A 14,826-nucleotide genomic window follows, 5' to 3' on the forward strand; every position below is an offset into this window, starting at 1 on the left:
TCAATCGACCTCTATCCCATATTTTTCTATGATTTCAAACACCTTCTTAATGTCTTCTGCATGTTCTTCATTCCCACCAGGTGTTTCTAGTATCCAAGGAACCTTTTGAATCTCTTTGAAGGAGAAAAACACCGCAAAACCTTCTTCGCCAATGAAACCACTTCCTATCCTCTCGTGTCTGTCCTTTGCTGCGCCGAGTGGATACTTTGAATCGTTGAGATGTATCATTTTGAGCTTCTCCAATCCAAAAAGATCTTCGATCTCATTCAAAAAGGCTTCTACCCCATCTTTCTTTGTTATGTCGTATCCGGAGTCGAATCCGTGGCACGTATCGAAAGTGATCGCAACACGATCTTTCTGATCAACAAGATCGATGATTCTCTTCAGATGCTCCAGTCTGTAGCCGATGTTTCCCCCTTTTTGAGAAACGTTCTCAAGGAGAATGATCACATCCTCCGTGGCGTTCAGTACCTCGTTCAATCCACGGGCGATTCTGTCTATTCCTTCTTCTTCACCTGTTTCAAGGTGGCTTCCTGGGTGGATGTTAAGGTATTTTATGCCCAGTTTTCTGCAGATTCCTATTTCTGTCTTCAGAAGATCTACAGATTTTTGCCAGATGTCTTCTTTTGGACTGGCAAGATTCACAAGGTATCCACAGTGACAGAAGGCGTTCTCCCAGTCGATTCTGTGCTTTTTCATCTCTCTTTTGAATTTCGTGGCCATTTCATCTGCAGGGAGTTTGGCCTGCCAAGATCTGGCGTTATGAGGAAAAATCTGAAAGGAATTTCCTCCGATATCAACCGTATCTTTTGGTACCCTGTCAAATCCCTTCGAAATCGGCATATGAGCGCCTATTTTTATCATCTTTTTTCCCCCTTTTTGACCATCGGCCGTGGTATTATTCTCTCGGAGGTGAAAACATGTGGACCGTTGCTCTCATAGTTCTTGGCTTCACCATATATTCATTCTACACCTGGGCTTTTCTCATTCGTCACAGAAGAATCATAGGTTACATAGAAAGAGATATCATGGAACTCGAAGAAAGAGAAAAACTGTTCAGAAAAGAGATAGAATCCGGCAACACCTACGTTGAAGAAAAGCACAACGAAATCCTGAAACTTTTAAAGAAAGCAAAAGAGGAATACAACTCAGAAGTTGAAAAGTTCAACAAAAAACTCTCTTCTCCAGTGTTCTTCCTTGTCGCAAAACTCTTTGGAGAAAAACCCATGGAGAAAATGGATTAGCCTCTGCTTTTTCGCTCCTTCCAGATTCTCTCTGCTTCTTCCAGTGAGATCTTTTCGTCCCAGAACAGCCAGGGCTTTCTATGAGAGATCTTCTCCACTACCCTCTGAATGGCCCGCTCGAGATCAACGCCGTAATCTCTCTGGGCCACCGCTCCTACAAGAAAGGCATCGTAGATGAGGTCTCCTATCTCTTCTTCAAGATTGGTCAGGTCTTTTTTCTTTACCGCATCCTTTATCTCTTTCACTTCAGAGGCGAGTGCGTCAAGAAGAGAATCGATGCTCTGTCTTTCCAGCCAGGGGCACTTTTCCAGACTTTTTTCGATGATTTCAAAAAGTTTTTCTACCATCCTATCAACTCCTTCAGCCCATCGATGAGTCTTCTATCATCATCGTAACTTCTTCCTTTCACAGTCAAATAGCCTCCTACGATCATTCCATTTGCACCGGCAAAAAAGGCGAGCGCCTGAAAATCTCCGAGTTTTTCTCTTCCTGCTGCGATCTTTATCGTCACGTTTTCACCGAGAACGATCCTGAACGCTGCTATCGTCTTTATTCTCTCTACAACATCAAGTTCCGGGAAGTTCTCAAGGGGAGTTCCTTTTATCGGGATGAGAAAGTTGATGGGAACAGAATCTACCTCCAGATCCTTTAAAATTTTCGCCAGTTCCAGACGATCCTCAAAGCTTTCTCCAAGTCCGAATATCCCTCCACTGCAAACCTCAAGTCCGGTGCTTTTCGCGTTTTCCACGGTCCTCATTCTGTCATAGAAAGTGTGAGTAGTGCAGATGTTCTGGAAAAACCCCGGTGAAGTTTCCAGGTTGTGGTGGTATCTGTCAAGGCCGTGGTCTTTCAGATAACTGAGTTCGTCTTTCTCAAGGGTTCCAAGAGAGGCACAGATTTTCAAACTGGTGGTAACTTTCAAAAATTCTATGATACTTGCTATTTTCAACACCTCATTCCTGGTGGGTCTTTTCCCAGAGGTGACAATACCGAATCTTACAGCTCCCATTTTCTCAGCTTCTTTTGCTCTCTCAAGGATACTTTCTTTATCCAGAAGAGGGTATCTCTTCACTCCAGTGCTGTAAAGAGAACTCTGGGCGCAGAATTTACAGTCTTGATCACAGATACCAGATTTTGCGTTCACAATGCTACAAATATCCAATCTGGTGTTGCTGACCATCGTGCTGGCTTTAAGAATCAGTTCTCTTGTTTTCATACTCAAAATTTCTTTCAAAATATTCAACCTCCTGTATTAGACGTGTTCTATACTATATTATAGTTTCTCTTCGAGATTTACGGCCACAAAACAATCCAAAAAAGGAGGTGATCACATGAAAATCGGCTTTCTCAGCAGGTGGGGTGCCACATGCGGGGTTGGTATGCATGCTGAGATACTCGCCAGAGAGTTCATCAACATGGGACACGAAGTGGTGGTTTTCGCTCCGACCGAAGGGAGTGCTAAAAAGGAAGTCAAATACTACAAGAGAACCGAAGCTCAGGATCCGGATTTTGTCAAAAGGGAAATCTACACGGAAGTGGACAACGTGACCGAAGAAGGCTGGGTGAAAGAGGAGGAGATTTTGAAAGAAAACCTGGACCTGCTCATAGTAGAAACCTTCTGGAGAATTCCTGTGAAGCCTCTCACAAAACTCATAGAAAAACTGAAAATTCCTGTCATTTCTGTCTTTCATGAAGCGAACATTTTCAAAGCAAAGGAAGTGGTGAAGTTACCTTGCGATAAAATTGTCGTGTTCGACAGAAGGTTTTACGATGAGATTCTCGAGTTTTACGAAATTCCAAGAGAAAAGGTGGAAGTGATCAGTTATCCTGTGATGAAACCCTACATAGTAGAACCGGAAAGACCTGTTAGTGATGATAAATTCCTCTTCTTCTCTTTTGGAAGACAGCCTATCGAAGAGTACAGTGATTTCCTGAACGCTTTGAAGAAACTGAAAAAGAAATTTGACAACCTTCACTACTGGATCATCAGATCCGATGGAAAGGTTGAGTATGAGGCGGAATGGATCACACAGTGGCAAAAAAGACCACCCGTTGAAAAACTCTACAGCTATCTGAAAGGATCGAATGTACATCTGCTCCCGAAAGGAAACACTCCAAACGTTGTGGTCTCTTCCACCCTTTACCAGGTCATAGCAAGTGAGACTCCCATCGTTATCAGAGACAGCAGATTCGTCGAAACCATCGAGACTGATGCGTACGGATTTGGTCCCATTGTGAAGTACAAGAACATACACGACCTGGTACACAAATTGGAACTTCTGATATTGGACAAAGAACTAGTGGAAGACATAAAAAAAGAAGTGAGAAACTTTGTGGAAAAGTATGGTGGGGATAAAATAGCACAAGAGTTTTTGGTCCTTGCAAGATCGATCAACAAATGAGGGGGGATATCCCCCTCATTTTTTCACAAGAACATTCAACACTCTTGGCACGATGGAAAAAGATGCTCTCTTTGCCCAAAAAGACTCCCCATCGAGTTCTATTGGTTCATCTCTCTGAAATTCCACGATTACTTTTCTTGCCTGATAGCCTTCCACCCCTGGATGTTCAAGAAGCGTTCCGTTGAACACCCTGTGCAGATTCGCCAAGATTTTTAGCTTTCCTATATCGTTTATCACGGTAACAGCCAAAAGCCCATCGTCTGGAACGGCATGGGGAAGTTGATTCATACCTCCACCGTTGTACCTGCAGATTCCAACGTTCATGGAGAAAACCTTCTTTTCCCAAATTTTCTTGTCTATCTGAATCCTTGCGATAGGCGGTTTGTAGGCGACTATGGAAGAGAAGATCTTTGAAAAGTAAGAGACGCGGTTTTTCTTCTTCAGAAGATTCGTCCTGTGTGTTACAAAACCATCGAAGAAGAGTCCGGCAACGTTGACGAACGCTCGTTTTTTTGACTCTCCAGCGGACGTTTCGTACTCGACAACTCCGAGATCTTGAACGAATACCTTTCCATCTTTCAAGGTTTTTATCGCATTTTCAATCGACAAAGGAACACCGATTGTTCTTGCCCAATCTCTTCCACTTCCGAACGGAATCCATCCAAAGGTGACTCCTTCAAGATTGAATTCACCAAGAAAGATACCGTTCACCACTTCGTTCACAGTGCCATCGCCACCGAACGCCACAATCTGTCTGTGGCCCTTTTCAAAGGCTTTTCTTGAAAGATCCATTGCATGTCCTGGCCTTTCTGTGAAAACAACTTCGTAGTCTATTTCGTATTTTTCCAGAAGATCTTTCACTTTCGTCCAGAATTTCTTGGCCCTACCTCCACCTGCAGCAGGGTTGTATATCAAAAACACATCTATCCCCTTCCAAAAAGTGCCAGCATTATAGATGTTGCAAAGAAAGCAAGACTTGCAGCGAGAAATTGCCATCCTTTTTTGTCGTAGAACTTTTTCTTCCGGGGCTGCTTTTTCTTGATGGCTCTTGTTCCAAGGTCGAAGAAGACGATCGAAACAAAAAGGGTCCCAAAGCCTGTAAAGAAAAAAAGATCTGAGATGAATCTCAACCTTTCACCTCCGCAGAGGATATTCTACCAAAAAAGGGCAGGATCTTCCTGCCCTTTCTTTTCCTTCTTCTTTTTTCAATACGGTCTCAAGGATTCTCTGTAGATCGCTTCCACCAGATCTTCGTTTACTTTCATCGGAGCCAGATTCAAAAGAAGATCCAAAGCAGGAGTTTCAAAGGTGAGTTTTACAAGTTTGGGGATATCTTTTTCGGAGAATCCAACGTCTGCCAGTTTTTCTTTGACGCCAAGTCTGAATATCCACTGCTCAAGCTTTACCGCAGCTTCTTCAGCTTCATCCGGTGTTCCTTTCAAATCAGGTATTATCGGTTGATACACATAAGAAAGTATCTGCGGCTTTGCCTTGTAAGTGTATTTGAAAACAGCAGGAAGTAACATTGCAAGTCCCAAACCATGAGCAAGATCAGGTTTGACGGCACTCAGTGGATGCTCGAGAGCATGTGTAAGATGTAACATACCGTTATCGAAGGAAATACCAGCGATTGCAGAAGCGTACATTAGAAAGTAACGTGCCTCAAGATCATCGGGTTTTTCAAGAACCCTTGGCAAATATTCAGCTATCAACTCTACTGTATTCCTTGCAAGATTTATAGAGAAGGGATTGCCTAGGATAGTTGTAGCAGCCTCCGTTATATGATTCAGAGCGTCCAGAGCGGTGTAAACACTCTGCTTTTCTGGAAGGCTCTTGGTCAGTTCTGGATCGTCAATGGAGAATGTGGGATAAATGCAGTCGTAAGCTATTGGTGGTTTGTATTCTTTTTCCAGAATGGACGCTACAGCAAATCTGTCGACTTCTGTTCCTGTGCCGTGTGTTGTGTTTATGGCAATTATGGGTTTCGCTTTTTCGGGTGCAAACTTTTGTTCATACAGCTCTTCAGCGGTTTTTTCAGGGTACTCAAGCAAGATTGCAACACTTTTTGCCGTATCAATGGGGCTTCCTCCTCCTATTCCCATCACAGCCTGTGCATTTATTTCAAGCGCCTTTTTTGTAGCTTCGTTTATTTGTTTGGTTGTGGGATTCGGCGTGACATCGTCGTAAACGACGTATCTCATACCTCTTTTTTCCAGAGCGGGTTTCACCCTATCCCACGCACCTGTGACTTTGTACGCAACTTTGTCACTGACAACCACTATAGACTCTATTCCTTTTCTTTTCAAAAGATCCAGTATATCTTCAATCTTGTCCAGAGCGCCGATTCCAAAGTAACAAATCGTTTTTGTTCTCAATTCGATCACATTTTTGATGTTGATCTCTTTGGTCCACATAATTTATCACCTCCCGATTCTTATAGTACCACTTCTCTCATTTATTGTGAATTTCATAACAATTACATATGTGAAACTTTTCTCATACAATGATTCTCACCTCATACCCCTTTGCAATAAGAACCCTCTCTATCTCCTCGACGTGTTTTTCATCAACCGTCTCAAGCTCGAGTTCTATCTTCGCAAATCCGATAGGAACGTCCTTTGCGGACCGGTTGTGGAAGACAGAGAGCACGTTTGCACCAAGTTCCGCAACGATTCCGAGAAGTTCCTTGAGGGCACCGGGTCTGTCCATCACAAACGTTTCGATGAACACCTTCCTTCCACTCTTTACAAGTCCCTTGTTTATAATCCTGTCTATCATGTTCACATCTATGTTTCCCCCACTTACAACAACCGCCACTTTTTTCCCACTCACATTCAGTCTGTTCAAAAGCGCAGCTACTCCCACTGCTCCTGCTCCTTCGGCCACTACCTTTGCCTGTTCCAGAAGGAACAGAATGGCGTCCGCTATCTCTTCTTCGTTCACCACAACCATGTCATCGACGTACTTTTTTATGATCTCAAAAGTCAACTCTCCAGGCTTTTTCACTGCAATCCCGTCGGCCAGAGTGGGTTTACCCTCTATTTTCTCCACCTTTCCTCTTTTCAAAGATGCGATCATGGAGGGCATGTTTTCTGTCTGGACACCTACTATTCGAACGTTCGGATTTATGGATTTGACAGCAATGGAAATACCGGAGATCAGACCTCCTCCACCCACTGGAACAATTATCATCTCCACATCAGACAGGTCTTCCATTATTTCAAGCCCTATGGTTCCCTGACCCGCTATTACATGAGGATCGTTGAACGGATGAACAAAGATCGCACCTGTTCTTTCCTGAATCCTCAGTGCCGCTTCGTATGCCTCATCGAACACATCTCCTTCTAGAATCACCTGGGCTCCGAGTTTTTTCGTTCTTGTGACCTTTGAAAGTGGTGCGTACCTTGGCATCACAATTGTTGCGGGAACACCGAAAACCTTGGCAGCGAGCGCCACCCCCTGAGCGTGATTTCCGGCTGATGCTGCAACCACACCCTTTTTTCTCTCCTCTTCACTAAGATGGGCTATTTTGTTGTAAGCTCCTCTTATTTTAAAAGCTCCCGTCTTTTGAAGATTTTCCATCTTCAGGTAAACCTCGCTGCCTGTGATCTCGCTCAGAACAGAACTGTAGGTGAGAGCTGTTCTATGAACAACACCTCTTAGAATCGTCTGTGCTTCTCTGATATCTTTCAAAGTGACCACAAAAACACCTCCTTTCAATCCCATTGAATTGTACACCTCAGAAAGAGCTTCACGTTTTTTTCACAGAAACCGGTATAGAATTTCATCAGCAAACATTTTAAAGAGGAGGTATAAACATGAAAAATCTCCTTGTAGCACTGATGCTGGTCGTTTCTGTGGCAGGTTTTTCTGCTTCATTGAACGATGTCCTTCAAACCGCTCTTGCAAGTAGTACAGACTATCAGATTGCCCAGATCGATCTAGAAACAGCTACGATGGACTACGAAAAAGCTAAACTCGAAGCAGCAACCAAGAAAGCTGAACTTTCTGCAGAACTCAGTTACTACAACAACTTGCAGAGCTACAGGAATTCATTGAAATCATCCTATCAGGACATTCTTGGAAGGATCTTCGATCTTCTGATCGCCGAAATTTCTCACGAGAGTGCCCAGATAAACTTTGAAAACGCTCAGGAAGATCACAAAACAAATCAGGAACTGTTCAAAAAGAATCTCATCTCAGAAAACGATCTGAAAGGCTCCGAACTCACCCTTGAGGAAGCAAGTAACAGCCTTCTTTCTGCAAAGAACGATCTTGATGAGGCAAAAAGAAACTACGAAGAACTCTTTAGCCTAAACGTAAGCGAAATAGAACTTCCTTTGGTTGATTTCCACGATCTTGTGAGCGAAGATGAATACCTGGATAACCTTCTTTCTGTAAAGATTGCAGAGACAAACATGAAGATCGCAGAGTATGACCTCAACAACCTCTCCGCCGCCGCTTCCAGGTACGAGAGAAGAACCGCAGAACTGGCTTACCAAAAGGCAAAGATGAACTACGAAGAGGCATTGAAGGAGGCAAAGAACACTTACAGAAGTACCATCAACTCTCTTGAAGTTATGCTTTCAAATCTTAAGGTTCTGAAGGAAAGAGTGGATCTCAATGAGGACATTTTGAAAGACTATCAGGACAGGTATGAAAAGGGCCTTATCTCGAAAAAAGAACTGAACACCCAAAAGATCAATCTTCTCAATGCAAGAAAAAACTACCTGAGCGCACTTCAAAACTACTACAACACAATCATAAATCTTCTCATAGATGCTGGAAAAGAAGTTTCTTTTTGAAGAAGGTGATAAATAATGAAAAGGTTTCTCCTTTTGTTTCTTGTCTTTCCAGTTCTTCTTGCAGGAAGCGTGTTTGATCTGTTTGAAGAGAATTTGAAAAACTCATCAAGTTATTGGACCAGTGTGGAAAAACTCAAAGAAGCAGAAATTTCCTACAAGCGTTACACGAGTTTCTGGAATCCGGCGGTTTCTGTTTCGCTTGGAACAGATGGAATCACCATAACAGAGGATGGAATTCAGAATTTCTCCGTGATTCCCAACGTAAACTTTGTGAACGTATATGGATTTAAACTCGGACTTTCTTTTCCGATCTCGGTGAACCCGAAAGATTGGTCAATTAATTTCGAAGGCACACAACTGAGCATCTCAAGGGATCTCAAAGCAGATTACACTGTAAACAGACTGAAAGCAGAAGCAGGGTATCTTTCTGCGCAGTATTCTCTGAAATCTACGAAAAACAGTGTCTTTCTTCAGACAGTTCAGGATGTGTTCGACTGGTACTACTACACGAAAAAGAAAAAGATTTTCTCGCAGAAACTTCAGGTGTTGAGAGAAAAGCTCAGTAAAGCGATCGACGAAGATGAAAGAGAATCTTTGGAAAAGCAGATTCTCTCGGTTGAGCAAACTCTGAGAAACGCGGAGCTGGAACTTAAGTCCATTCACACAAAAGGCATAAACGAGGAAATCTATAAAGAAACAAAAGAGTCTCTATCAAAAATTACACTTCCTGCCACCACACTGGAGCACAGAGAAGATCTGAAAGCACTCGAGTTACAGAAAAAAGCAGAAGAAATCGAAAAAAAGACGTGGTTTTTGCCTTATCTTCCAGATCTTAGCTTTTCCTTCAACTACGATTTTGAAGAGAGCAACTGGTCGATAAAAATCGGTCTTCAACTCACTCTCTGGGATTTTGGAGAAAGAAATCTGGAATCAGAGAAAAGAAAATCTCAGATTTCTTTGCTGGAATACGAGGAGAAAACAAGAGAAGTAAAAGATTCGATAAGCAAAGTACTGATAAACATCGAAAACCTTCAGTCCCAGATGAAACAAGAAGAGATGAATTTAAACGACCTTGAAGAGATCTATGAAACGAACAGGCAACTGTTTAAGAAAGGCTTTTTGAGTGAAGAGGATTTCATCCTTTCAGAGCTTGATTACATGGAAGGAAAACTCACCGTGGAAAATCTGGAAAATTCGCTGATCCTGGAGAAACTGAACTACATAAGCACCCTGGGATATGATCTTGAGAAATTTCTCAAGGAAGGTGATCTGAATTGAAAAAGTGGATAACACTTCTGATCATAGCGATACTCGTGGTTCTGCTGATCGTTGTGATCTTTTTGAACAAAGCCAGTGCTCAGAGCATTTCTGAAAACACCGCAACCTCCACACAGCTCCCTGTCTTTCTCACCTACACTGTGACGAAAGAAAATGAAACCGTTGAGATCGTAGGACAGGTCACAGCCGATACTAGAAGCGTTTCTTCCAAGGTCTCTGGAGATGTTCTGAAACTCTACGTTCAAGAAGGAGAGCGCGTTCAGGAAGGCCAGAAGATAGCAAAGATAGACGACACAGATTATCAGATCGAATATCTTTCTGCTTTGAACAGCTACAAAACCTCTCCCACTGAGATCAATCGTTTGAATCTAGAGAAGGCAAAAAAGGACCTAGAAAACACCATCGTGACTTCTCCGGTGAGTGGAGTGGTGCGATCTGTCAATGTGGAAGAAGGAGACAGGGTCTCTGTGGGAACAGCCATTGTTGAAGTTGTGGAAACCGATACGCTGAGAGTCGAAGGATCGATCGACGAATACGATCTGAAAAACGTCAAAGAGGGAATGAAAGTAATTTTCACCTTTGAGCAGCTTGGACTCACCCTAACCGGGAAGGTGAAGAGAATCAGTCCCGTTGCAGAAACTTCTGGTGGAGTCACAGTGATACCCGTTGAGTTCTCTTTCGATCAAACACCACCTGAAATTGTGATCCCGGGACTCACCTGTGACGTGGAGATCATCGTGAGGGAAGCCACAGATTCTTTCTTTGTTCCTAAAGAAGCAATCAGACAAGACCAGGGTGGATACTACGTGATGAAACAAACACCTGAGGGGCCACAGAAGGCATACGTGGAGATCGGAGAGGAAGTGAACGAAAAAATAGAGATCAAAGAAGGTGTCTCTGAAGGAGATGTCCTTCTTCTTGTCCCATCTCAGGAGGAGATACAAAGGTTGAAAACAAGGCAGGGGCTTCCAATATTTGGCCCTGGAGGTCGAGCAAGATGAAAAAGGTGATGGGGCTCGTCGATGTATGGAAAGTCTACGATCTAGGAGAAGTAAAGGTGGAGGCCCTGCGTGGAGTTTCCTTTGAGGTTTTTCAGGGAGAGTACGTGATCATAATAGGACCTTCTGGAAGTGGAAAATCTACACTTCTTCACATACTGGGCTGTCTTGATCGGCCAACGAAAGGAAAGGTTCTCATCGAGGAAGAAGATGTATCGAAAATGAATGATAGGAAACTCGCCCAAGTCCGAAACAAAAAGATTGGATTTGTCTTTCAGAGTTACAACCTTCTTCCCCGTCTCAACGCTCTTGAAAATGTGGAACTTCCCATGATATACGCGGGTATTCCAGCAAAAGAAAGAAGAAAGAGAGCAAAAGAACTTCTGGAACTCGTCGGACTTGGTGATCGACTCCATCACCGTCCCAACCAGCTCTCAGGTGGTCAGCAGCAAAGGGTGGCGATAGCAAGGGCACTAGCAAACGATCCTGTTTTCATTCTTGCTGACGAGCCCACGGGAAATCTCGACACAAAAACCGGAGAAGAGATCCTGGAACTTTTCAGAAAACTTCACGAGATGGGAAAGACCCTGGTTGTCGTCACACACAACCTTGAAATGGTGGATGAAGGAACGTGCATCGTGAGAATAAGGGATGGGAAGATAGAAGATGTAGAACGCCGAGGTGTTGTGTATGGAGATACTTAAAGAGGTCTTGAGATCTCTGCTTGCCAACAAGATGAGAACGTTCCTTTCTATGCTCGGCATCGTGATCGGTGTGACTGCCGTTATCATGGTCATGTCCCTTGGTGCTGGAATGAGAGAAAGTGTAACTGAAAGACTCACTTCTCTTGGTTCGAACATCATCATGGTCACACCGGGCTTTGTTGGAGGAAGAGGGGGAACGATAGCCCAGTCAGTGGAAGCTCTCAACGAAGAAGACGTGTCAGATATCCTGAACATGTGTCCCAGTATTGACAAAGCCATCGGTCTTGTGAATGGAAGTTTCCTCGTTCAGTACAGTGAGACAAACTCAAGATCAAACGTCTACGCAGCACCTTATGAGATATTTCAAATATTGAATCTTAAAGTGTCCTCTGGCAGAACCTTTACAAAAGAAGACAGCACGGCCAACGTTGCCATCATTGGCCAGGAGGTAGCGTACAACCTCTTTGAAAGTGAAAACCCTGTGGGAAAGAAAATCTATCTTGTTCAGGGAAACAGAAAACTCATCTTCGAAATTATCGGTGTTTTCGAAAGAACTGGAAGCATTCTCATGTTCAATCCAGACAACATGATCCTCATCCCTTACGAAACTGGAAAGTTCAGAGTTTTCCAGACACACGGAAACATTTCGATGATTCTTGCGACGAGTAAATCACCAGAGGTCGCTCAAAGAGCTGTTATGGAAATAGACCATTTACTTTATACAAAATTCCACGAGGAAGAAAGCTATTACAACATCATAAGTCAACAAGCTATCTTGAATGTTGTGTCTGAGAGTGTTTCTATCATCAATCTTGTTCTTGTTGCGATCGCTGCTGTGTCACTGGTCGTTGGCGGTATAGGTATTATGAACATCATGCTGGTATCCGTTGTTGAAAGAACCCGAGAAATAGGTATAAAGATGGCAATAGGTGCTTCAAGACTCAGAATTCTCCTTGAATTTCTCGTGGAAAGTGTTGTTATCACCTTCGTTGCAGGTGCTATAGGGGTTGCCCTTGGAATACTCGGATCAAACACGATTGTCAACACCTTTGGAAGTTCCTATGGATTGAAAGCCTTCATAGATCCCATCTCTGTGATCATTGCCTTTGGTGTCTCCGCAAGTGTTGGTTTGTTTTTTGGATTCTACCCTGCATACAGAGCTTCCAGATTGAGTCCAATAGAGGCTTTAAGGTACGAGTAACAACCTTTTCCCTGCACCTCATTGGGTGCAGGGATCTTCTTTTTCCACTGAAGGATATTCAATCTTCAAGTGTTCCCACCTTGTTATGGAAAACTTGCAATGTAGGAAAAGTTTCCATATTTCCAAGGTATGGTTGAAACAAATCACCAAGAACGACTTGGTGTTCTGGGATTTCTTGCTTCCGTACCTTTAGAAGGATTGAAACAGAACCATAAATTGCCGGAAGGATGTAGGCTTGTGGTTTCCATACCTCTAAGGAAGTATTGAAACAAATCCGCCATATTCTCTTTGAAAAAGGTGGCGGCAGTTTCCATACCTCTAAGGAAGTATTGAAACGAGGGACCCAGAGTATTTCTAGCAATTGGAGATCCGTTTCCATACCTCTAAGGAAGTATTGAAACGAGACGGATTCATCGTCGGAGAAGGATACGGAAGCTGGTTTCCATACCTCTAAGGAAGTATTGAAACTCACTCCATCCTTTCGAGGCTCCCAGTTTCGCTTGTTTCCATACCTCTAAGGAAGTATTGAAACCTGATGCGTGTGGGCTGTGAGGTAGATATCGCCGTGTTTCCATACCTCTAAGGAAGTATTGAAACCGCTACTGGAGGGCGCATTGGAACTCGGCATCCTGGACGCGTTTCCATACCTCTAAGGAAGTATTGAAACGCTTATGCGGAAAGCGAATTAAAAAGATATGCTTCAGGGTTTCCATACCTCTAAGGAAGTATTGAAACATTGAGAGGAGGTGAGTGACATGAGGAACGAATTTAGTTTCCATACCTCTAAGGAAGTATTGAAACGCATCCCCGGCTTTTTTATTTTTGCACGTTCAGTTTGGTTTCCATACCTCTAAGGAAGTATTGAAACCGTCTACACCTGAGGAGCCCGTCAAGGTTTTGTCTGGTTTCCATACCTCTAAGGAAGTATTGAAACGTCGTCAATTGGGCAAAGGACCTTTATTATTCCTATGTTTCCATACCTCTAAGGAAGTATTGAAACGTTTTTCCTCGTGACGGTCCCTTCGTGGTTGGGATAGTTTCCATACCTCTAAGGAAGTATTGAAACCTGACCTGTTCTTCCGTGCTTTTTGCGATGCCTTTGTTTCCATACCTCTAAGGAAGTATTGAAACAATTGCAAGACAGCGCGGTTGGATAAAAAAGAAAAGTTTCCATACCTCTAAGGAAGTATTGAAACCGTAAAGCACTCCGCCTTCCCAAGTTTCCAAATTTTGTTTCCATACCTCTAAGGAAGTATTGAAACAACTTCGTCAAGCGCGGGGTATGAAAAAACATAAAAGTTTCCATACCTCTAAGGAAGTATTGAAACCGGGAGGGTTTATTCCCTCCCGCGTTTGTTTTTTGTGTTTCCATACCTCTAAGGAAGTATTGAAACTTGTTGTAGCTTCAACAGGTTCAACTGTTGTTGGGTAGTTTCCATACCTCTAAGGAAGTATTGAAACTCATCCTCGATTCAAGGTATTATACCCCGAAGGAGGGTTTCCATACCTCTAAGGAAGTATTGAAACTCATTCAATCCCTCCCTTATCGTTCTTGCCTATATATGTTTCCATACCTCTAAGGAAGTATTGAAACAGACTATTGCGGGAAATGGGGTTGGGGTACAACTAGTTTCCATACCTCTAAGGAAGTATTGAAACCACCCAAGGATTACAAGAAGATCATCGGTGAGCATGGTTTCCATACCTCTAAGGAAGTATTGAAACAAAGTGGAACTGAATCTCTTGTGCAAGTCTCGATTGTTTCCATACCTCTAAGGAAGTATTGAAACGGGAAAACTCCCCGGTTTTCTTTTGTCCCACCTTTTTTGGTTTCCATACCTCTAAGGAAGTATTGAAACTCTGCGAGTCTCTCAAGGTCGACACGGTCAAGAAGAGTTTCCATACCTCTAAGGAAGTATTGAAACCCGTTGGATTTCAAAGAAATTATACCACAGAACATATCAGAAAGCAAGAGTATATAAGAAGATAGAGAGGATGTTTCATCATAGGTGATTCTAACACACAGAAAGGGTCAGTCAAGTACTGTTTGGAAAAATGGAATAATTGCATAGTCAATGAAAAGCCTAAACCATGGCAAAAACAAAAGATAAATTACCCTAACCTAGGTCAGGCCATTTTGGGGTGTTTCAGGGGAAAATCAACTAGTTCTTGTTTTCACAAATTCTCGCAAAAA

The 14,826-nt window shown here is 43.0% G+C and carries 14 protein-coding genes and 1 CRISPR repeat array; of the genes, 7 read left to right on the top strand and 7 right to left on the bottom strand.

Going from position 1 to position 14,826, the window contains the following annotated elements:
• Entirely contained in the window at positions 1–864 is an 864-nt protein-coding gene (locus AS006_RS00345; protein WP_101512407.1) for a deoxyribonuclease IV, read from the bottom strand.
• Between the two features lie 56 nt (positions 865–920).
• Here AS006_RS00345 and AS006_RS00350 point away from each other — a divergent pair, with 56 nt between their 5' ends.
• Positions 921–1,244: a hypothetical protein gene (locus AS006_RS00350; protein ID WP_101512408.1), complete on the top strand. Its 324-nt coding sequence runs from the start codon at positions 921–923 to the stop codon at positions 1,242–1,244.
• Here AS006_RS00350 and AS006_RS00355 read toward each other — a convergent pair.
• Together AS006_RS00355 and bioB are read right to left on the bottom strand one after the other, a co-directional pair.
• Positions 1,241–1,591, bottom strand: coding sequence for a MazG nucleotide pyrophosphohydrolase domain-containing protein (locus AS006_RS00355; protein ID WP_101512409.1), 351 nt, complete (start codon positions 1,589–1,591; stop codon positions 1,241–1,243). The two genes, AS006_RS00350 and AS006_RS00355, sit on opposite strands and share 4 nt — an antisense overlap.
• Positions 1,585–2,478 carry a biotin synthase BioB gene (gene bioB / locus AS006_RS00360; RefSeq protein ID WP_233185563.1) on the bottom strand — a complete coding sequence of 298 codons (894 nt, stop codon included), beginning with the start codon at positions 2,476–2,478 and terminating at the stop codon, positions 1,585–1,587. The genes AS006_RS00355 and bioB overlap by 7 nt, the downstream gene beginning before the upstream one ends.
• A 97-nt stretch (positions 2,479–2,575) precedes the next feature.
• On the opposite strand from bioB, the gene mds reads away from it, so the two are divergent.
• A complete protein-coding gene (gene mds, locus AS006_RS00365; RefSeq protein WP_101512410.1) occupies positions 2,576–3,646 on the top strand; it encodes a GDP-mannose:di-myo-inositol-1,3'-phosphate beta-1,2-mannosyltransferase in 1,071 nt (356 codons plus the stop codon).
• A gap of 15 nt (positions 3,647–3,661) precedes the next feature.
• Here mds and AS006_RS00370 read toward each other — a convergent pair whose 3' ends face one another.
• The 4 genes from AS006_RS00370 to ilvA form a co-directional block, all read right to left on the bottom strand.
• Positions 3,662–4,567 carry a diacylglycerol kinase family protein gene (locus tag AS006_RS00370; protein ID WP_233185564.1) on the bottom strand — a complete coding sequence of 302 codons (906 nt, stop codon included), beginning with the start codon at positions 4,565–4,567 and terminating at the stop codon, positions 3,662–3,664.
• A 2-nt stretch (positions 4,568–4,569) separates the two neighbouring features.
• Positions 4,570–4,776 (bottom strand): hypothetical protein, encoded by a 207-nt coding sequence (locus AS006_RS00375; RefSeq protein WP_101512412.1) that lies wholly within the window; start codon positions 4,774–4,776, stop codon positions 4,570–4,572.
• Between the two features lie 75 nt (positions 4,777–4,851).
• On the bottom strand, positions 4,852–6,060 hold the full coding sequence (locus AS006_RS00380) for an iron-containing alcohol dehydrogenase (RefSeq protein WP_101512413.1): 1,209 nt from the start codon (positions 6,058–6,060) through the stop codon (positions 4,852–4,854).
• Positions 6,061–6,142: 82 nt separating this feature from the next.
• Positions 6,143–7,348, bottom strand: a complete 1,206-nt coding sequence (gene ilvA / locus AS006_RS00385; RefSeq protein WP_101512724.1) for a threonine ammonia-lyase — start codon at positions 7,346–7,348, stop codon at positions 6,143–6,145.
• 116 nt (positions 7,349–7,464) lie between these two features.
• Here ilvA and AS006_RS00390 point away from each other — a divergent pair, with 116 nt between their 5' ends.
• From AS006_RS00390 to AS006_RS00410, 5 genes are read left to right on the top strand one after another with little or no spacing between them, the layout of a single operon-like run.
• Complete coding sequence (locus AS006_RS00390; RefSeq protein ID WP_101512414.1) at positions 7,465–8,451, top strand: TolC family protein; 987 nt, start codon at positions 7,465–7,467, stop codon at positions 8,449–8,451.
• A gap of 15 nt (positions 8,452–8,466) precedes the next feature.
• On the top strand, positions 8,467–9,729 hold the full coding sequence (locus AS006_RS00395; RefSeq protein ID WP_101512415.1) for a TolC family protein: 1,263 nt from the start codon (positions 8,467–8,469) through the stop codon (positions 9,727–9,729).
• Positions 9,726–10,730, top strand: a complete 1,005-nt coding sequence (locus AS006_RS00400; RefSeq protein ID WP_101512416.1) for an efflux RND transporter periplasmic adaptor subunit — start codon at positions 9,726–9,728, stop codon at positions 10,728–10,730. The genes AS006_RS00395 and AS006_RS00400 overlap by 4 nt, the downstream gene beginning before the upstream one ends.
• On the top strand, positions 10,727–11,431 hold the full coding sequence (locus tag AS006_RS00405) for an ABC transporter ATP-binding protein (RefSeq protein ID WP_101512417.1): 705 nt from the start codon (positions 10,727–10,729) through the stop codon (positions 11,429–11,431). Before AS006_RS00400 ends, AS006_RS00405 begins: the two co-directional genes overlap by 4 nt.
• On the top strand, positions 11,418–12,632 hold the full coding sequence (locus tag AS006_RS00410) for an ABC transporter permease (RefSeq protein ID WP_101512418.1): 1,215 nt from the start codon (positions 11,418–11,420) through the stop codon (positions 12,630–12,632). Before AS006_RS00405 ends, AS006_RS00410 begins: the two co-directional genes overlap by 14 nt.
• Positions 12,633–12,807: 175 nt before the next feature.
• Positions 12,808–14,557: direct repeats of the CRISPR family, unit length 30 nt; unit sequence GTTTCCATACCTCTAAGGAAGTATTGAAAC.
• Positions 14,558–14,826 lie beyond the last annotated feature (269 nt).

The sequence above is a fragment of the Thermotoga sp. SG1 genome, from assembly GCF_002865985.1.
GTDB lineage: Bacteria > Thermotogota > Thermotogae > Thermotogales > Thermotogaceae > Thermotoga.